The organism is Vibrio sp. WZ-1 (assembly GCF_052037695.1).
GTDB lineage: Bacteria > Pseudomonadota > Gammaproteobacteria > Enterobacterales > Vibrionaceae > Vibrio.
Map to the genome: position 1 here is coordinate 92637 of NZ_JBQEQR010000081.1, position 19823 is coordinate 112459.

The 19823-nt window shown below is 44.3% G+C and carries 18 protein-coding genes; 10 read left to right on the forward strand and 8 right to left on the reverse strand.

Features of this window, described 5'->3' with window-relative positions; translation table 11 throughout:
- The first annotated feature begins 97 nt into the window (after positions 1-97).
- On the forward strand, positions 98-1246 hold the full coding sequence (locus tag ACTS60_RS18540) for a PLP-dependent aminotransferase family protein (protein ID WP_440889440.1): 1149 nt from the start codon (positions 98-100) through the stop codon (positions 1244-1246).
- A 430-nt stretch (positions 1247-1676) separates the two neighbouring features.
- Positions 1677-2705: a hypothetical protein gene (locus ACTS60_RS18545; protein WP_440889441.1), complete on the forward strand. Its 1029-nt coding sequence runs from the start codon at positions 1677-1679 to the stop codon at positions 2703-2705.
- 54 nt (positions 2706-2759) lie between these two features.
- Here the strand turns inward: ACTS60_RS18545 and ACTS60_RS18550 are convergent, their stop codons facing one another.
- Together ACTS60_RS18550 and ACTS60_RS18555 are read right to left on the reverse strand one after the other, a co-directional pair.
- Positions 2760-3086 carry a DUF4156 domain-containing protein gene (locus ACTS60_RS18550; RefSeq protein ID WP_440889442.1) on the reverse strand — a complete coding sequence of 109 codons (327 nt, stop codon included), beginning with the start codon at positions 3084-3086 and terminating at the stop codon, positions 2760-2762.
- 79 nt (positions 3087-3165) lie between these two features.
- Positions 3166-3630, reverse strand: a complete 465-nt coding sequence (locus tag ACTS60_RS18555; protein WP_440889443.1) for a hypothetical protein — start codon at positions 3628-3630, stop codon at positions 3166-3168.
- 241 nt (positions 3631-3871) lie between these two features.
- Here ACTS60_RS18555 and ACTS60_RS18560 point away from each other — a divergent pair, with 241 nt between their 5' ends.
- Complete coding sequence (locus ACTS60_RS18560; protein WP_440889444.1) at positions 3872-4579, forward strand: lipoate--protein ligase family protein; 708 nt, start codon at positions 3872-3874, stop codon at positions 4577-4579.
- 68 nt (positions 4580-4647) lie between these two features.
- Here the strand turns inward: ACTS60_RS18560 and ACTS60_RS18565 are convergent, their stop codons facing one another.
- The 4 genes from ACTS60_RS18565 to ACTS60_RS18580 form a co-directional block, all read right to left on the reverse strand.
- Positions 4648-5685 (reverse strand): HlyD family secretion protein, encoded by a 1038-nt coding sequence (locus ACTS60_RS18565; RefSeq protein ID WP_440889445.1) that lies wholly within the window; start codon positions 5683-5685, stop codon positions 4648-4650.
- A gap of 1 nt (position 5686) precedes the next feature.
- A complete protein-coding gene (locus ACTS60_RS18570; protein WP_440889446.1) occupies positions 5687-7003 on the reverse strand; it encodes a glycosyltransferase family 2 protein in 1317 nt (438 codons plus the stop codon).
- On the reverse strand, positions 6990-8345 hold the full coding sequence (locus ACTS60_RS18575; RefSeq protein WP_440889447.1) for a diguanylate cyclase domain-containing protein: 1356 nt from the start codon (positions 8343-8345) through the stop codon (positions 6990-6992). Before ACTS60_RS18575 ends, ACTS60_RS18570 begins: the two co-directional genes overlap by 14 nt.
- A 481-nt stretch (positions 8346-8826) precedes the next feature.
- The gene (locus tag ACTS60_RS18580; protein ID WP_440889448.1) at positions 8827-9255 is read right to left on the reverse strand and encodes a VOC family protein; all 429 of its coding nucleotides are present in this window, start codon (positions 9253-9255) and stop codon (positions 8827-8829) included.
- Positions 9256-9496: 241 nt separating this feature from the next.
- On the opposite strand from ACTS60_RS18580, the gene ACTS60_RS18585 reads away from it, so the two are divergent.
- Positions 9497-11074, forward strand: coding sequence for a DEAD/DEAH box helicase (locus ACTS60_RS18585; protein WP_440889449.1), 1578 nt, complete (start codon positions 9497-9499; stop codon positions 11072-11074).
- A gap of 73 nt (positions 11075-11147) precedes the next feature.
- Here ACTS60_RS18585 and ACTS60_RS18590 read toward each other — a convergent pair whose 3' ends face one another.
- Positions 11148-14024: an MGH1-like glycoside hydrolase domain-containing protein gene (locus tag ACTS60_RS18590; RefSeq protein ID WP_440889450.1), complete on the reverse strand. Its 2877-nt coding sequence runs from the start codon at positions 14022-14024 to the stop codon at positions 11148-11150.
- A 222-nt stretch (positions 14025-14246) separates the two neighbouring features.
- On the opposite strand from ACTS60_RS18590, the gene ACTS60_RS18595 reads away from it, so the two are divergent.
- The 3 genes from ACTS60_RS18595 to ACTS60_RS18605 are packed head-to-tail and all read left to right on the forward strand — an operon-like array spanning position 14247 to position 16101.
- On the forward strand, positions 14247-15158 hold the full coding sequence (locus ACTS60_RS18595) for a LysR family transcriptional regulator (protein WP_440889451.1): 912 nt from the start codon (positions 14247-14249) through the stop codon (positions 15156-15158).
- 20 nt (positions 15159-15178) lie between these two features.
- Positions 15179-15553, forward strand: coding sequence for an MmcQ/YjbR family DNA-binding protein (locus ACTS60_RS18600; protein ID WP_440889452.1), 375 nt, complete (start codon positions 15179-15181; stop codon positions 15551-15553).
- Positions 15554-15558: 5 nt separating this feature from the next.
- A complete protein-coding gene (locus ACTS60_RS18605) occupies positions 15559-16101 on the forward strand; it encodes a nucleotidyltransferase family protein (RefSeq protein ID WP_440889453.1) in 543 nt (180 codons plus the stop codon).
- A 7-nt stretch (positions 16102-16108) separates the two neighbouring features.
- On the opposite strand, the gene ACTS60_RS18610 is transcribed toward ACTS60_RS18605, so the two are convergent.
- A complete protein-coding gene (locus ACTS60_RS18610) occupies positions 16109-17032 on the reverse strand; it encodes a LysR family transcriptional regulator (protein ID WP_440889454.1) in 924 nt (307 codons plus the stop codon).
- Between the two features lie 121 nt (positions 17033-17153).
- Between ACTS60_RS18610 and ACTS60_RS18615 the strand changes: the two genes are divergently transcribed.
- From ACTS60_RS18615 to ACTS60_RS18625, 3 genes are all read left to right on the forward strand, one after another.
- Positions 17154-17822, forward strand: coding sequence for an SDR family oxidoreductase (locus ACTS60_RS18615; protein WP_440889455.1), 669 nt, complete (start codon positions 17154-17156; stop codon positions 17820-17822).
- Positions 17823-17923: 101 nt separating this feature from the next.
- On the forward strand, positions 17924-19111 hold the full coding sequence (locus ACTS60_RS18620) for an MFS transporter (RefSeq protein WP_440889456.1): 1188 nt from the start codon (positions 17924-17926) through the stop codon (positions 19109-19111).
- Positions 19112-19190: 79 nt separating this feature from the next.
- The gene (locus tag ACTS60_RS18625; RefSeq protein WP_440889457.1) at positions 19191-19820 is read left to right on the forward strand and encodes a GrxB family glutaredoxin; all 630 of its coding nucleotides are present in this window, start codon (positions 19191-19193) and stop codon (positions 19818-19820) included.
- Positions 19821-19823 lie beyond the last annotated feature (3 nt).

Here is a 19823-nt window from a genome sequence, read left to right on the forward strand (position 1 = left end):
AATGGACATATTTAACAGCATAAATGGACACACCAAGATTGGCAATTACCATGTACTATTTCTCGAATAACAATGAGAATTACGAGAAGCACAACACATGGAAATCGCACAGTCACTACAACAAGTAAAGTCATCCTATATTCGAGAGATCCTCGCAGCCGCTAGCGATAAAAACGTCATCTCGCTTGCTGGCGGTTTGCCAGATGAAAAGACTTTTCCAATCGATTTGATGAAACCGACATTAGAGAACCTTGCGAACATGCCAGAGGTTTTCCAATACGGTTCGACAGCAGGTTACGCTCCACTTCTGAACTTTTTAAACGATTACTTTCAGTTGCCAGAAACACATAGCGCAATGATCACCACTGGCTCTCAACAAGGGTTAGATTTGATCGCACGCGCTTATGTTAATCCTGGTGACAAAGTTGTAATGGAAGCACCAAGCTACTTGGGTGCAATGCAGGTGTTCGGTTTGGTTCAAGCGAACATCGTTACCGTTTCTCAAACTGAATTCGGTCCAAACCTAGAAGAACTAGAGCAATGCTTCGCTGAACAAAAGCCGAAAATGTTCTATGCGGTGCCTGATTTCCATAACCCAACAGGGGTTTGCTGGGCGCTAGAAACGCGTCAAAAAGTAGCAGAACTTTGTATTCAATACGAGGTGGCATTTATTGAAGATGCCCCTTATCGAGAGCTTCGTTTCTCTGGTGAAGCACTGCCACTAGTCTCTGATTTCTGTCCACAGAACTCTATCGTACTGCGTTCGTCCTCTAAGATCGCCTCTCCGGGTCTTCGCATCGGTGTGGTAACAGGCAAAAGCAGTTATCTAGAACCACTAATAAAAATCAAGCAAGGTGCAGATCTGCACTCTAGTGTACCAATGCAAGCGCTCCTACATGGACTACTCCAGCACGACAACTTTGAAACCCACATCAGCACTATTTGTGAACTGTACAAGTCTCGCTACGATGTGATGTATGCAGAGCTAGAAAAACAGCTTCCAGCAAGCTGCGTCCTCAAGCCCGTTGATGGCGGTATGTTCGTGTGGGTGGAGATCCCAGAATGCGATACCTTCGAACTGGCAAAATCACTGCTTGCGAATGGTGTTGCCGTTGTACCGAGCCCAGTGTTCTACCCTGAGGGCTCAGAAGTAAAAGCGGCATTGCGCCTTAACTTTACTAATGCGACACCTGAAGAGCTGACGATTGCCGTGAACCGTTTAGCCGAGGTGCTCAAGGCATTGTAAAACCTCTTCATTTCCAAATATCTGCCTTTGAGATGCGAATTAAGTCTCAAAGGCAGCATTTCAAAAAGTTCCCGAAAAAATATATTTTTTTCTCTCAAAATCAACTCTCTAGCTTAAGTGTCTGTTTTCGCTTTGATCCTCGCCCTGTTGCAAAAAATTGAGTTCGATCACAAATTTGAAGCTTCGAAAAGTTGCGTCTATCTTTCAAAAAAAGACATCGCCCTTGCAGCATGATCTGTGAATTCAAACACTTTTCGCTCAGAACGGCTTATTACTGACGAGAAGTCAAAAGGCGGATATCCAAGTCATTCTCTATAAAAATGACTGTAGCGAGGACTTAACGACAACCATTCTGAATGTCGCTATACCAATCACGATTGGTTTTGTACACGTCGGCTTAGCGCATCATATTACAGAGGGGTTTATCAGGATGAACAATCAACCATCGAAAGGACTCGTCATCGCAGGCCTGTCCGCCGTACTTTCACTCACGACTATGCAAACCGCACACGCGAACAACTCACCAAACTGTAGTGACGTTCTAGCAGGTAACAAAACCGCCGTTTCACAGAAAATGACGGTGTTATTAGGTGAGGACATCACCAAATCTAACTTAGTGACAACAGTTGTCCCAGCCGAGAACAATCCATTTGTCACCGAAGAGCTTGTCTCTGTCTCAAACGATGTATCACCAAATGGTTTGCTACCTAGTAAGTCGTTGGAGGATATCAGCACAGTTCGGGCAAACATCAAAAAAGCCGGCGTTGAGGTAAGCAAGTTACAAAACACGTTTGAAGTCGCGTTTGTCAGCCTTATCGACGGACATTGCCAGTTCTCGACCAATAAGCTGACGACCAACGCCAAGATTGATTTTGATCACTTAGAAGGTCTATCCACTTACTCTATCCCTGCTCTATTAGCCATGGTTGATAAGTCGTACGCAATGGCAGAAGCACGCATTGAGGCCGAAAAAGCACGTGCGGCAGAAATCGAACGTGAGAAAGAAAGACAAAGAGAAATGGCAGCTGCAGCGGCGGCCGCACGTTATCAAGATGCTAACGTACTGGTAAGGGTGGAGAAGTTTGATGGATCTAACGTCACCTTCTCTGTGACTAACCTTACCTCTGATGGTGAACTACAGCCAAACTTCAATACGTTTAGAGCATACCAAACAGACAAAGGTGAGCTTATCTACAAATCAGAATCCATGTTGAGCTTGGTTGACAGCGAAGGAAATGGCCTAGCAACCGTTGGGATCGCTGAACTCGGTCCAGAAAGTGAAACTGATCTGGTGATTGGTCCGGGAGAAACACGAACTTTTATTACCAGTATCGAGTCGGAAGTCGCATCCGAAATGAAGCTTAGCCTGAAATTTCCAGCGAAAGTGTTAAACACCGATGAGGCATTCTCGGTGTCATTTACTGACGCAATCGCAATGGCAACAGCAGGCTTGAATTAAATAACAAATTGATGATTGCACAAAAACTAAAGCAGACCTCAAGGTCTGCTTTTATTAGTTATGGCATTGATACGCATTAGCGAACATGGTCACTGAGCTAGAGAAACCCAGCGGTTGGTACAGGTATAATGTGTCTGCACCAAGGTCAGCGGCTTTGATACGCATCTGGTTCAACGTCCCCCATACCATGTCTTTATCTGCGTGTAGCCAGTAATCGTAGAAGTGACCCTCAGAGCCCATTACTGTACCTAGGTGTTGGCAGTTCGCAATTGCACTTGCATCATCCCAAATCACTTTCACTTGCTCGGACTCTTGTGTTGGGAAAGTCACACAGCCAGTTAATAACGTTGCTAATGCTGTAGCAGTCATTAACTTTTTCATAATTTCATCGCCTTAGAATTAAATAGTCTGCGGATTCTATTTATCGCTCAGACGATGACCAACAAATTATTTTTATGCTTTACATAACTGACGGTTTAGTGACTTTTCTTGGCCTCTTTAATGCTCTCGCATCACGAATATTTAGGGTCATCAACGTTAAGTTAGTGAAACCCGCTATTAGCTCGACTATCTGAACGATATAGAAAGTCGTATCAAACTGTCCACTTGCAGCTAAGCTCTGCAAGTAAATCGCCGCTGGAATTAAAACTAAAACACCGTTCATCGCTACGAAGGGCATGCGCTTTTTCTTTGCCGCTAGTGGGCCTTTTGTCGCATTAGGCGCCATCTTTGCACCAGTAATACCAGCCGTTGCCATCAAAGGCACAACCGCCCATATTGCGTAAAATATATAGATTTTCACTGCCAATATTGCATGCTGATCGCCAAAGAGCTCAACCAATACGGTACTGGTGAAAAAGCTCATAATAAGCAGATAAGCACTAATAGAACTGATTCGATGAAGCAAACTGAGTTTCTTTTTCATAGCGATATTCTCTTGTTAAGCATAAGGCGTCGTGCGGTACAGACAAAAGATTACACAACAATCATTGCTTACGCAACATTTGCATTAAAAGTAAATATTGTAATACTAAGTATGATTGAAACTATTTAAGTTAACTTTCTGTTTTAAGTGGTAATTTAAGAAGAAATAAAAATGGTCTAGCGATTGGCTTTTTGGCCAGATGGGAGTAAAACTGAAGAGTAGATAGAAAGAGGGACTGAATTTGGCTTCCAAAAACAAACTGATTCGCTACCAATCAATTGAAGTCGCAGATGTCTTTAGTAAAGAAGACGAACTGATCAAACTTGTTCAATCGGGTCAACTGTCACAAGTATTGATGCTATGGCAGGTAAAAAGCCCAACCTTAGTGCTCCCAGCTGGTAAAAAATGGGCGATTTCAGAGGCTCTGGAAGAAGGGCTCGCAGACTCAAATTGGAAGCTATTTTCAAGAAAGACTGGCGGCGCACCTGTTCCTCAAGTAGCGGGGATCATTAACCTCTCTCATATCTATCACTGGCCAGAAGGTCAGCCTTATGACATCAAAAAAGCGTATCTTGATTTGTGTTCAGTGTTGACTATGTTCTTCGACCAACTCGGAGTGAAAGTCGATGTGCACGCTACGCCAAACTCCTACTGTGATGGTGAGTACAACTTGAATATCAATAAGCAAAAAGTGGTGGGCACGGCTCAGCGTGTATTGTTGAAAAAAGGTGGCGGACAAGTGGTGCTCTCTCAAGCTTGTATTCTCATTGATGCTGACGTAGAAAAAATCGTTGAACCAGTAAAGTTATGTAATCGCCTGTGCGGGCATAACGATAATATTCTTGGCAACGTTCATACTCCCCTATTCGACCATATAGAACAAAAACCAACTGTTGATACATTGTTTCAATCGCTAACTCAAGCATTTTTGGATTACGCGAAGCGTTGAGTCTCTCCGCGATATTCATCGAAAAAGGGAGCATTTGCTCCCTTTTGTCACTTATCAAACTCATTAAATTAAAAACGAACTTCCACTTCAACGCCCTCAATCCATCTCGTTTGCTCTACGGGTTCGTCAAAAGATAATGTGACTTTCAGGTACGCTGGTTGACCTTCAAACGGGCTTTGCAGCTCTTGGGGTAGCTTGTTAACCACTTCGACCGGTCTTGAAACTGTCGCAGATAACTTTTTACCGTCAGGGAAGATGACCTTCGCTTTGGTTCCTTTTTGACTGTAATCCAGATACTTAGGGTTTAAAAACGCGGTGATATCTGGCGTTACGTTCTGAGCTACCGTCAATAATGGTGCATTTTCTGTAACGCGCTGACCTTCATGAACATGAATATCCAAAACTCGACCACTAAACGGTGCTCTAAACGTCAAGCTCTCTTGCTGGGCACGCTTTACGACAAGCTCTTGCATTAACGCTCGATACTGCTGTGCAACCGGACCCGCCAACGCCAATTGCTCTCTATCACGTTTAGCATTAATGTAAGCAATTTCTTGGTCGCTTAATTGGCTATCAATGGCATTGCTTACGTTAACCACCGCAGCGTAATCTACTTCTGATACCTGGCCTTTCTTTCTAAATTGGTCATACTTTTGCTGGATCTGTTGCACCTTAGCAAGGCTTGTTTTCGTATTGGCTATCGCTTGTTGGTGCAACTCATCCGAACTCTGCACCTTGTTATTCGATAACAAAACCAGCTCTTTTTGTAAAAACTCTACTTCTTTGTTCAGCGCTCTGTCATCCAATAGAACCAGAGATTGCCCTGTATCGACCTCATCACCAACATTCGCCGGAATAGGACCAACAATCGCAGCTTGCGTTGCCGTTATCGTTAATGGATAAGAGGTCACGATACCGGGCGCAGTCACTAAAATCTGCGTCTTAAACAAGTAATAAGCCATGAATAGCAGCGGGCTGATGACGATTGCCAAAATCAGATACCAGCGAAGTCGGTAGCCTCCACGCTTAGCCTGACCGTAGGCGACTTTCATGCCACTCTCAGATTGTGGCTTGTTCTTTTTATCTAAGTGAAAGTTAACTTTCATACTAAAACTTTTTGCCTCGCTTCAATACCCACCAAGGTGCCATACTAGATTCTTCGTGGCTGCGTCTTACTACCTCATTCACCATCGAAAACGCCGTTATTAGGCGCATGAAAAACTGATAAACGGGGTATATAAATAGCCATTTCGTAAATTTTAAGTCTTCTTTTCTTCTCTCAGACACCAGCCCGATATAAACAATAAATATGATTAGAGAGAGAAATAAATACGTTAAGTACAGCAACAACATTAGAGCTAAAACAAATTTAAACGGATATGCAACGAGCATATACACCGTAAAAATAACAACTAATAATGGTAATAAGACGTTTTGAACCACACCATAAGCTAGAGTAAATAAGAAGTTTCCCCACCCTAAAAGTGACGGAGATAGCCCTTCATTGTGCTTACGTAAAAATAAGAAAAGTAAATCCCCATCCCATCTTAGTCGTTGCATTACCAGTCCCTTTAAAGTGTCAGGAACATCTGTATGACCAATCGCATGGGTAGCAAAAGCAAGCTTATTGTTTGGGTAACGTCGCTTATATTGTTTTAAACGCATGGTTAAGTCCAAATCTTCCGCTGTATGCGTATCCCAGCCACCTACTTGTTTGAGTAGATTTTTTCTAAAAGCCCCAAATGCGCCTGAAATATTATTTAATACGCCCCATTTTGCCATCCCAGTTTTGCCTGCTTGCATGGACAACATGTATTCCAAGGACTGCATTTTTGTCAGAATATTGGCATCATGGTTTCTAACCCGTAACGCGCCTCCGCTTGCAATCACATCTTTCGATGTAAACTGCTTCATCATGGTAAAGACCATGTCGTTATCAAAGGAGGTATCGCCATCGACGTTAATCACGATCTCGCCTTGAGCAACGGATAAACCGGCGTTAAGAGTCGACACTCGCCCGCCACGTTGCCACTTCGGAATAACACGCACTTTACGGTTGCGAACTCCAGCGTGACGTAGTTCACCGTTCAACGCAGCTTTGTAAGTATCTTGGTTCTGTACCGCGCCATCTACAACGGCGAGAATTTCTATGTGACCCGGATACACTTGCTCAACTAAAGTGTCGATGGTGATTCCAATCGCATCCCCTTCGCCATAACAAGTAATGACAAAACTGATCGATGGAAACTGCGTCAACTCAACGTCTTCCAGATTATAAGACCAACGAAAAATGCCCGTTAATACCAGCAGGTACAAGGGCAGTTCGATAATAATCATGACCGGAAATAGCAGTAGCCACAGCTCTTCATTGTGAAGTAGCATTCCACGAAGATAATCGAGCAGAACAAGACTATCTTGCAGCATAAACATCACCGACCAGTGTTTCTAACCATACGGCTACGCCATCTTCAATGCTCGCTTGAGGCAGTGCCCATGAGAACACATTGAGTTCAAATTCTTCATCTTCAATTTGGCTTCCCAGAGCAGAGAGCTTCTTCTGCAATACCGATAAGCTAGACGTTTCAGTATTCGGCATGAGCACCAGCAACACATCTTGCTTAAATTGGCAGCAGATATCCGTATCTCTAAATATCTCACTAAGACGCTTAGTCAATTGATCCATCAAGGAGAAAAGCTTGGCGTCACCGTGCTGCTTTCCGTACTCATCTAACGATGGGAGATGTAACCCCAAAAGCAGATGATGTTCTTTATGGCGCATCGCGACTTTATTTAGCCACGCGAGTAAGTTCTGGAAGAAACTGATCTCAACCTTACCTTTGATCGAGAGTTCAGGAGCTTGAGCGGACTTTCCGTGCTGGAATATGTATTCCCCAGCCTCACCTAAACGATATTGGTACAGCTTGCGTACAACGAGATCATCAACCTTCATCTTCTCATCACAACTCAGGCATTGGCTCATCGTTGCAGCTTCAACAAAAAGATTAGAGCACTGATTACAGACGTGATTCTCTAGAGGACGGTCGTAGTCCACACCAATGTGTCTTAATTGCGTTAAACACTTTGGGCATTCCAACTTACCGCGGCGTTGAAATGACTGTTGCTCCCCAACGTGACCACAAGTAAAGCAATGGAGCGAACTCTGAGATTCAATGTCGATACTGCTGCATTGAGGGCAAACTTCTACGTAATTCAAGTGACCGCTGTTGCAATGCGTACAGACACGAATACGATCCATCAGTTGTTCACTTTCTAATATATCTCGCGTCTTTTCGGATAGTACATAGCGATAAGTTGAGTAAATATCAGGGTAAAACGCTTCTATCAGTGGATACGTATAAATTGAAGATGACTCAAGGCTCTTCATAGCCGTTAATCTGCGGTTTCTATTTATACCAAGCCAACCAATGAGAGGGTCTAACGATGTTACCTGTGGTACCGATTCAAGACGGCTTCGCGAGCTCTGCCATATTTTTACAGAAGTCGCTGTATCAAAAATGCCATCACTAACACTTCGAGAATAAGGCGTTTCAATCGTTGTATAGACAGACCAACTCCATCGTCCTGCATTTTGGTAAAAAGCGTTAAGAATTCCATCAACTTGCTTTGGTTCCAACACATTTATACAAAACATGCCTCCCATACCAAACGGAAGCGATTCTACATCATTAATATATATAACATTTTCCAGTTCATATTCTGTTGGTTTATCGCCAATCCAATAGAACGTTTCATTCTCAATTAACATAATAATTACTCACACAAATGCTTTAACGCTCCCGTCATTTAAAATATAGAAAATTACTATTATTTAATCGACGGAAACGTGCGAAATGCTGGGGACCTGAAATAACATAATCAGGCACAACAGTAGTTAATTTTTAAAGTGTCAAATCAAGAGCCACAGAGCAGAGATTTCGCACTGATACCCTTATGGTTCAATTAATGACGAGAGGAATGAAACCAAACCACATTGATAGGAATGTTGATGTATATTTTAAGTTAATATGACTACACGGAAGCATTGAGGAACCTTTATTAAGAAGCTGAATTTATTATTATTTATTTGGTATATAATTCCTTTAATAACCACTATATTTTTTAAAAACACATCCTTGATGATCAGCATTTAATCATACAACCCCGTCTCATAGTTAAGACGGGATTATCAATATTAATAACTTTACCTCACACAAATAGTAACCAATCTATTAACTTTTATTTTTCAATCACAAAGCGTAATCGTTTCGCTCGTTATCTATATCAGATAAATACTCAATAAACTCAAACTGCATACCATGATCTTCTAGGTAGTAGACGTTCTTACGAAATGGGTGTTCGGCTCCCCAGTGGTCAAGTTCATAGCCAACTTCTTTTAGTCGAGCGATTAACGATTCTACATCTGGCACGACAATGCCAAGGTGCTTCATTCCAGTAAAATGTGTTGTCCAATGTCCAGCATCACCATTCCCGCCATCCGAAATAGCTATATAAGAGTGTTCATCTCCGACGTGGAACCATTCAATTGGACGCCCAAACCAATCATCAATTTTGCCGCTGCCGCGAATCGTCCACTCAGGGACTGCTGTCGTCAGAAACTCAATGGTTTTGCGTGCGTCGACGACGGAAATATTGGCGTGTTCAACATAGCTTTTCATAACGTTGTTCCTTATTTACTTGGGTCTTCCTTTGGCTTGTTAAACACTCTAAAACCTCAAGCTAACTTTAGGTAAAGCGCTAATTTTGACACCGCGATAAGAAATGAGATCCACATCAAATATCCATACACGACGGAAATAGTTGAAGCCAACGCCTAAAAGCCTCAGAATGGCGCACTTTTCGTGTCGAGCATAAATTCGACGCGCCTGTTATTTAAAACGACAATTGAGAATCATACATATGGGTTTTACCTCGTTAGGTCTATCTGCTCCAATCCTTAAAGCTATTCAGGAAAAAGGCTACGACACCCCTTCGCCAATTCAGGCACAAGCAATTCCAGCTGTTTTGGAAGGGAAAGACGTAATGGCAGCAGCGCAGACTGGTACAGGTAAAACAGCTGGCTTTACGCTGCCGATTCTTGAACGTCTGTCTAACGGTCCTCGCGTTCGTGGTAACCACATTCGTGCCCTTGTGCTAACGCCAACTCGTGAGCTAGCAGCACAGGTACAAGAAAACGTATTCATGTACAGCCGTCATCTACCACTAACAAGTGCTGTGGTATTTGGTGGCGTGAAGATCAACCCACAAATGCTTCGCCTTCGTAAAGGTGCTGACGTACTGGTTGCGACACCTGGCCGTCTTATGGATTTGTACAACCAGAACGCAGTGAAATTTGACCAACTAGAAATGCTAGTGCTGGATGAAGCAGACCGCATGCTAGACATGGGTTTTATTCGCGACATTCGTAAGATCCTTGACCTCCTACCTAAGGAACGTCAGAACCTACTGTTCTCCGCAACGTTCTCTAACGAAATTCGCGACCTAGCAAAAGGCTTGGTAAACAACCCGGTTGAGATTTCAGTAAGCCCTGCAAACTCAACAGCACGTACCGTTGAACAATGTATCTACCCTGCAGACGTGAAGAAAAAAGCACCGATGTTGGTGAAGCTGATCAAAGATGGTGACTGGAAGCAAGTACTGGTATTTACCAAAACGAAGCACGGCGCTAACCGCTTAGCGAAGTTTCTAATTGACCAAGACATCACCGCAGCGGCTATTCACGGTAACAAGAGCCAAGGCGCACGTACTAAAGCACTAGCTGATTTTAAATCTGGTGAAGTTCGCGTTCTGGTTGCCACCGACATTGCGGCACGCGGTATCGATATTCCTCAGCTTCCTCAAGTAGTTAACTTTGAGCTACCAAAAGTGGCAGAAGACTACGTTCACCGTATCGGACGTACTGGTCGTGCTGGCGAAGTAGGTAAGGCGATTTCTTTAGTGTGCGCACTTGAAGCATCAGAGCTGTTCGCGATTGAACGTTTGATTCAAGAGTTACTGCCTCGTAAAGAGCTTGCAGGTTACGCACCAACTAACGTATTACCAGAGTCGAAGCTAGATACTCGTCCTATCAAGCCTAAGAAACCGAAAAAACCTAAGAAGCCAAAAGCAGACGGTGAAAACGGCCAAGCAGCTGAGAAGAAAAACAGCAGCAGTAACAACAAACCAAAGCGTCGTTTCAACAGTGACAACAAAAACGGCAAAGGCGAAAACAAACCAGGTAAAGCTGGCGCTGGCAAACCAAGAGGCAACCGTGACGGTCAAGCTCGCTCAAACGGCAAGCCAAGCGGTAACAAACCGAATAACAACCAGTCTGGTGCAAACAAACCGGGCGCAAATAAAAACGGTAACAGTGGTAAACCATCAGGTAACCGCAAGCCTAACAGCGGCAAACCAGCAGGCGCAAAGCCATCAAACGGTAAGCCTTCAGGCAATAAGCCATCAGGACAACGTCGAAAGCCACGTCCACAAACTGCGTAGTCACTCTTTACTTTGTTAAAACAACAAAGCCGCTGGATAAATCAGCGGCTTTTTCTTAGAACTTCAATTTACGTTATTGAAGCGGTGTGATGCGGATATCAGCAATTTGCGCTTCATTCATTTCGCCATCTACGCCACCTGAGTAAATGTAGGTTTCATTAGATTTCAAGTAACTCATATTGAAATGATCTTTGAGAACCAGTCGGTATGATTTGCCTTGCTCCAAAGAGACTTCTATTGGTGTTGAGTAACGCATACCTTTGTTCTCACCAATATGGCCCATTTGAATGTAACCTTTACCAACTGACTGACCAGATTCGTCGAGAACTTCGAGCTCTTTCACTGCGTTGGTAATACCGGTATTTAGTTGGCCTAGGTTATTGTTATACCACGCCGCCAGCTGGTATCGCCCGTTAGTAGGAACGGTGAAAGCACTCAGACCATTTACATCACCACTATCTTTGCTCACAGTGACTACCGATACTTCGTCTTTTAACGGTTGGTACTCACCCTCGAGTTTGACGCGAATATCTTCGCCAACACAAACAGGCTCACTTGGGTTAGAACGGAAGCCTTGTTCATTAATACTCTCAGCCAAATAACACGCAAAGCCGCTTAAGGTATCGCTGTACTCTTTTCCATTAACATTGCTTTGGATCAGTTGACCATTGCGGTACAAGTTGATGTTGTAGTCACTGGTTACACCAATCGTCACATTATTGTTAGCGCGAGCGACATCGAGCTTAGGCTCTTTTGGAGAAAAGACTTTTGCGCTTTCCGTTGTGTAAGGTTTAACACCATCCACCACTTTTATACTACTGTCATCAGCGACAAGGCTACCCAAGGTAACTTGATAGTGACCATTATCATCAACCGTTACCTCTTCCACTGGGTAGTAACCGTTTAACTCACCTTGAACTTCTGGCAGGTGGACCGTAACGGAGTAATTCTTACCCTTGAAACTAAAGTTCTCTAATGTGATTTGTTCAGACTGAGCGAAAAGTTGATTGCGAACCCATCCGGTAATGAATGGTTTAACTTCCAACTGTCCTGTTTCAGTGTGAATACCAAAGATCGTCTCGACCACCATATTGAGATAGCCACCTACCGACCATAGCTGGCGCTGAGAGTTAATTACTGGACCATCAAGAGAAGCATCAGCACCATGATCACTGTGAATAATGAACGATTTGCCAGACAGCCATTCTAAGTTTTCCATATTTGAAAGGTTCGTTGCGGTACCGCGAACGAGAGACTGGATAGCATTGTTAGCCGCTGCCACGTTTTGAGTTTGATGCGCAGCGCGTAAGCTATATGCGGTCACAAATGGCCAAATCGCGCGGTTGTGATAAACCGGAACACCTGGCTGTTGAGGGAAATAAACTGGCACACCAAACTCACTATGAGGATAGTTTTCCATAATTTGCTTCGCCTGAGCATCACTTGCAATGCCACTTATTATTGCAAGTGCTTCACCTAGCATGTCATATTTATCGACCGCAATGTCTTGCCCATTGTCGAACAAGTAACTCACGTACATGCCACGCTGCTCATTCCAAAAGTGCGTATTGATTGATTGCTTTAACTGATTCGCCCAATCGGTATATTTTACTGCATTTTTTGAGTCAAACTGCTCTGCCAACTTCGCTGCTAAGCGCATTGCTCGATAGTGAGCAACGTTTGTTGATAGCGCCTTGCTGCTACCAATCGCATTAACATCATCCGGCGTCCAGGTAGAATATGTCTGTTCACGCCAATCTAAGAAAGACTGTTCGCCAGTGTATAAACCTGAGTCTTTATCAAACGCCGCTAATCGATCAGCCTCTAGTGTATTGCTGACCGCATTGTAAGCGCGCTCAGCAAATTGGTTGTAGGCCTCCCCATCAAGAGCAGATAGCAAACGTTCTGCGCCCAGCGCCCAAGTTGTTCGGTCAGTACTGATTGGCCAGCTACCACCTGTCCCTGTATCTTGAACAATTTGCTCGCCATCATATTGCTTATCGGTTGAATCACGGAAAGCAGATAACTTGAATTCCAAACCATTTTCAACACGAGTAGGGTTCATCAACGCCAAAGACAAATCAGCCGCATAGGCAAGATCGCGCGTCCAAACATAGTGCCATTTAGCGCCTGTTTCGAACACTTCTGCTTTAATTGGTTTGTTGTAGTTATAGTTGCCATCTTTGATTTCAGAGACAGCGAGTTGATCCAGTTCTTTAAGAGTTAGCGCAAACAACGCGTCAAATGCGGTATCCCCAGACACAACTCGTGGGCCCTCCTGCTCGGTAATCACCATACCTTGATCGAGAGCATCTCTTAACTCAGTTGTCGTTGATATACCAAACTCACGTTGTGCCGCTTTTGGATCGTTGACTGAGAAAGTCACCGTTTCGTTGCTACCGTCGTAATTAGCGAAGAGTTTGACTTCTTTTACTTGGTGACCTTCGTGCACCATGGCAGGGTCAATAATGGCATCAGAATAGTATTTCTCGGCTTCGGCCTGCGTCGCTTTGGTGACCGTCATCGTTGCGCTACTTTCACTGGCAAAGTTCACTGAGAACTTGTAGTAGCCTTTATCAGCAAACGTAATTTCAGAGTTACAGTCATTGTTCATGCACTCTTCATTCGTCTCTGGTTTAGGCAGATAGTCTTGAGGCTGGTCAAATACCGCAGGATCGGAAAAGTGTGTGTATTCAATTTGCCAACCCGGATCAGCAATCTTGAACTGGTTACTACCACGAGCGACGCGCAGAACCGTCTCATACTCATTATTGCCTAAATAGTTAAGCTTTGCGTGTTCGGCGGTTCCCCAATCGCCATTTAAGCCACGCAAGTAAAGATCAGCAGAAATAATTGGTTTATCCACGACTTCCGGGCTATCTGAGTCCGATCCACAGCCTGATAAACCGATACATGACGCGACAGCAAGCGCAATAATACTTGGTTTCATAGTTATCCCTTAGATTGTTATTTTGGGCGATAGTCTAAAAAACCATTGGTTTGACGAAAAATAGGTTAACCATCAACAGGTATAGATAACTTCTATATCCTCCAACCCGAACGTGACTGAGATCTATGAAAGGCATTTATCTTCAAATAAATGACGTTTTAAATTTGTGATTTATAAATATTATTGTGCAAAATGCTCCCACTAAAACTATGGGTAAAAGGTATGGATAAATCACTTCAGCAATTCTTACTTGTCGCACGGAGCAAAAGTATCAGTGCAGCGGCAAGATTGGCAGGGTTAAGCCAACCTACGGTCACCTACAATCTAAAAAAGCTAGAAGATAATCTTGGCGTCATGTTATTTGAACGACATGCGAATGGTATGGAGCTAACCGAGTATGGGCGTATTCTCTATCGTCATAGCAATACTATGCAGCACGAATACAACCAGATGATGCAAAGCATTGGCGAGAGGAAACAATACCAAGTCGGTAAAATTAAAATGGGAACGGGCGATGCTTGGTGGCCTTTATTTGCCAAGCGTGCACTCGACGAGCACCTTGCTCAATCTCCTTCCGCTTCTACTCACGTAGAATTTGGTAATCATCTTGCATTGATGGATTCGTTAATCAACGAACAAATAGAGTTCTTTATTGGCCATGAGATTGTCGGTCTATCAGAAAAATGTGATGTCACATTTATTCCTTTGTTTCAAACCGTCGATGACTTCTTTGTTTCGCCTAACCATCCTCTTCTTGGTCAAGTCGTTACTGAACAAATGCTGCATGAGTACCCTGCACTCTCAGTTACTTACGACTCCAAGAAGTTCAGCCATATCATTGATAATCCCATTCCAAAACAGAATGAAAGAGAGCGTCAACATCTGGATGATCGGCCTACTTACGAAATTGATTCATTACTCGCCAGCATTGACACTCTCAAAAACAGTGTTGCTGTCATGTCATATACCAGCCATCTTAGTGATTATTTAAACTCATTCGGCTTGCAGAAACTAACCATGGAAAAAACGCCTAAATCAGGAACAGTTGGAATCTATCGACACAGAAGGGAAACATCGGAATCTCACTTAACATTGATAGAAAGAATAACTAAGCTAGCACAGAGTTTGATTTAGCCACTCATGAGGTAACCCCAATGACATACGAAGAGTTTAATCAGTTTTGTGGTTCATTTTCTGCGACCTCCCATGTAGTCCAGTGGGGCGACGCGCACGTTTGGAAAGTGGGTGGAAAGGTATTTGCTATCGGAGGTTGGGGTAAAGACAAGCAACCTGCGTTTACGTTTAAGACCTCACCTTTAAACTTCGATTTTTTAAGTGATTACGAGGGCTATATTCCTGCCCCGTATTTTGCCAACCGTGGTATGAAATGGATTCAACAAACGGAAACCTCCGGACGCCTAGACGAAGATCTAAAGTACTATTTATCAGAATCTTATCGTTTGGTTGCACTTGGCTTGAGTAAGCGAAAACGCGATGAACTAGGCATTGAACTGCCACCAGCGAAGTAATACCGATGTTTGAAGAAAAACTTGCCCAGTTGTTGGCAGAGGATCCACTTCGCATTCAAGCATTGGAGTGTGTTCGATCACTGGCTTTGCCAGATTGCTACATTGCTGCGGGCTTTGTGCGAAACTTAGTTTGGGATCACCTTCACCAGAAGCAAAATCCAACACCATTAAACGATCTAGATGTTGTTTATTTCGATCCGAATGAGTTGGACGAACAAGCCTACCTCAAATACGAAGCTCAACTAAACGCCTTAATGCCAGACCTTAACTGGCAAGTGCGCAATCAAGCAAACATGCACCTAAGGAATGGTGATAAGCCATATCAAAATACCTTGGATGCGATGAGTTACTGGCCAGAGAAAGAAACCGCTGTCGCTGCTCGATTGAACGAGAACAACCAAATAGAGTGCATTTCAGCGTTTGGGTTTACGTCCCTATTTGATGGCCACATCACCTACAACCCTAAGCGAACTATGACGCTATTTGAATCAAGGGTTGAGTCTAAAGACTGGCTCATTACATGGCCTCAATTGCAGGTTGCCGTCTAAGTCTTGCTTATTCAGGAAACTGACTATGGAAGCGCTCAATCAAGAAGTCCAAAAACAAACGAAGTCGCTTGGGTTGATACTGGCGGCTCAGGTAAATCACGTTCAAATCTGCACCTGCAGAAGAGGTCGATGCGTTGAAGTTCTTCATATAGCCATTTAACACCGTCACTAAACGCTGCTGTTTGATGTCTTCTTGCACATCGAGAATCGATTTCAACGCAATTCCCGCGCCATCTAGCGCCCATTGACGAATCACTTCGCCATCATCAGAAAAACGCTTCGGTACGACAGTAACAACATTGTGCTGCTCTTCATCTTGGAAATGCCATGTTTTCAACTCTTCATTGCTGCGAACCATGGCTAAACAATCGTGCTGCGCTAAATCTTGTGGCGTGATCGGCGTGCCTTTCTTTGCCAAATACTGAGGAGAAGCGCAAAGCACTCGGCGACTGGACGCCAGCTTGCGAGAGATAAGGTTGCTGTCGGCTAGCTCCCCATATCGGATAACGATGTCCAAACCGGACTCAGCTAAGTTGGATAAGTTATCGTTCAAATACAGATAAGGGATCACATCGGGATAGAGCTGACTAAATTCCGACAGTATTGGCGAAATGTATTGCTTACCAATATCACGAGGAGCCGAGATTTTAAGTGTGCCGCGCACTTCTTTAGTGCCAGTTTGGAGTAAGTTCTCCGTCTCTTTAACGCTGTCGATGATTTCCAAACACGCCTGATGGTACAGAGCACCAGAGTCCGTCAGTGAAATATGCCTTGTACTGCGATTAAGTAATTTCACCCCATAACGGTCTTCCAGCGACTGTAATCTTGCCGTTACTGTTGCCGGCGATAAGCCGAGCTCTCTACCAGCCGCCGCCAGCCCTTGGTTCTTCACTATGCTGACAAACAGCGTCATATCCGAAAACTTGTCCACATTCCCTCCCGAAACCTCATTATTCGACTGAGCTGAATAATCAATTCAAATATTACTCAATTATCAAATTTATTCCAATCAATATACTGGCTCCAACGAAACGAGATTGGAGAAACAAATCATGAAAACAGAAAAAACCGTTTACGTCGTACTCGGTGGCACATCAGGTATTGGCGCTGAACTTAGCCAACAACTTGCGAGCGACAATGCGGTTGTCCACGTAGCAAGCCGCAAAACAGGGCTAGACATCAGCGATGAACAGTCGGTTTACCACTACTTCGAAACCATTGGTGCTTTTGACCACCTGATCGTCACAGCAGGCTCTTATGCTCCGGCAGGCAAAGTGGTGGATGTAGAAGTTTCCCAAGCAAAATACGCCTTCGATACCAAGTTTTGGGGCGCCATCAACGCAGCGAAACATGGCGCACGCTACATCAAGAAAGGCGGCTCAATCACGCTAACTTCCGGCATGTTATCGCGCAAAGTTGTTGCTAACACCTACGTCAAAACTGCCATCAACGCGGCCATTGAAGCGACCACGAAAGTACTGGCGAAAGAATTGGCTCCGATCAGAGTGAACGCGGTCAGCCCTGGTTTGACTAAAACTGAGGCGTATCAAGGCATGAACGAAGACGACAGGAATGCCATGTTCAAACGCACACAAAATAGCTTGCCCGTAGGCAAAGTTGGCGAAGCCAGTGACGTTGCAAAAGCTTACCGACTTCTGATTGAAAACAGCTACATGACTGGCGCCGTGATTGATGTTGATGGTGGCGCACTGCTTGGCTAACAACGCACGCTTAGCTAACCGCAAATAAAAACAAGGTGCTAGAGCAAGAAAAAAGCATGGCACCAATGGGTTCAAACGAAATAAAAAAAAGAGACTCCCCCATGAATAAAGAAAAAATGCCGCTGCAGGTATGGATCTTAACGCTTGCCGCTTTTGCTATCGGTACCGCGGAATTTGTTATTGCAGGAATCCTTCCTCAAGTCGCCAACTCTTTGTCCATCACGGAAGGGCAAGCGGGTTACCTAATCAGTGCCTACGCGCTTGCCATTGTGTTTGGCGGCCCGCTACTTACGATTTACTTAGCACGCTTTAACAAAAAAGTCGTACTGGCTGGGCTAATGGTGTTGTTTATTCTCGGCAACGTATTGTCCGCTTTCGCACCAAACTACTTTGTATTGATGGTCAGCCGAGTGGTAACTGGCTTGGTTCAAGGTCCTTTCTACGGCATCGGAGCCGTGGTAGCGACCAATTTGGTTTCAGAAAAAATGGCAGGTCGTGCGGTCGGACAGATGTTCGCGGGCCTAACACTGGCTAACGTTTTAGGTGTGCCTGGCGGTACTTGGATTGGCTTGCAATTCGGCTGGCACACCACTTTCTTAACCGTTGCCGCTTTTGGTTTAGTGGCTCTGTTCTTCATCACTTCAGTGATCAAATCGACTGGTCATGGCGAAGCAAAAGATGTCAAAGCGCAATTGGTTGCGTTCAAAAACCCAATGCTACTTATCAGCCTTGCAATCACCGTATTTGCTTGGTCGGGGTTTATGACTTTGTATGGCTACATCGCCCCTATCGCCATGCACATCACTGGCTTTGGTGAAGGTGCCGTAACTTGGATTCTGGTTATCGTTGGTGTCGGTCTGATTGTCGGCAACACCATGGGTGGTCGTTCATCAGATAAAAACCTACAAAAAGCGTCCATGTTCTGGGCTATCGCGATGATTGTGTCACTGGTACTGGTCGGCCTAACTGTCGACAGCAAAGTTCTGTTTATTGCCACCGCCTTTGTATTTGGTATTGCATCATTCGCTAACGTGCCAGCAATGCAACTTCGAGTAATGAACCACGGTGGTGAAGGTCAGGAGTTAGCAGCGACGGCAAACATCTCAGCCTTCAACTTAGCCAATGCCTTTGGCGGTTTCTTAGGCGGCATGGTACTCGATAGCCAAATGGGCGCAGGCATGATCCCTTACGCAGCCATCATTGTTCCACTGTTTGGTTTGCTATTCATCGCCAAGGCGAACCGCAAAGAAAGCAAACAGGCTGAGTTAGCTCCGAGCTTCAACAACTAATTTCATCCCTACTGGTAGCCCTGACTCAACGCCTCCCGTGCAAGCGGGGCTACACAATACGAATCGATAGGAAAACACTATGAAACTCTACATTTACGAACATTGCCCATTCAGTGCTCGCGTCCGCTACGTTGCGGGTATGCTGAATATCCAACTCGACGTCATCAATCTTGCTTATGACGACGACAAAACCACAACAGACCTGATTGGAACCAAACAAGTACCACTTCTTATCAAAGACAACGGTGAAGTATTGGCAGAAAGCCTAGATATCATCGCTTACTTCCTTGAACTGGCAACATCAAATGAAACAAGCCAACCGTCGCAACCCGTGTTGGATTGGCAAAAAATCGCTTTTCTTCCGCTGCAAAAAGTGGGTTACCCACGTTGGTCAAACATTGATTTACCAGAGTTTGCCACTCAGTCTGCACAACAAGCTTGGCGCGCTAAAAAGGAAACTGACTCACTCAATTTTGATGCACTCCTGCAGGACACACCAAACATTGCCAAAGAGGTCGAAGCGCTCATCGAACGTGCGAAAAGCGTGTTGAATCTCGACTCTTATCAGCATGTGACTTTGGTAGACGAAGCAATCCTATTTTCTATTTTGCGCGGGTTCTTCAGCGCCGCAGAAATCCAATGGGACAACGCCGTGAAAGATTGGATGGAATCGGTAAGCAGCAAAACCCAAGTACCACTACTTAAGTAAGGA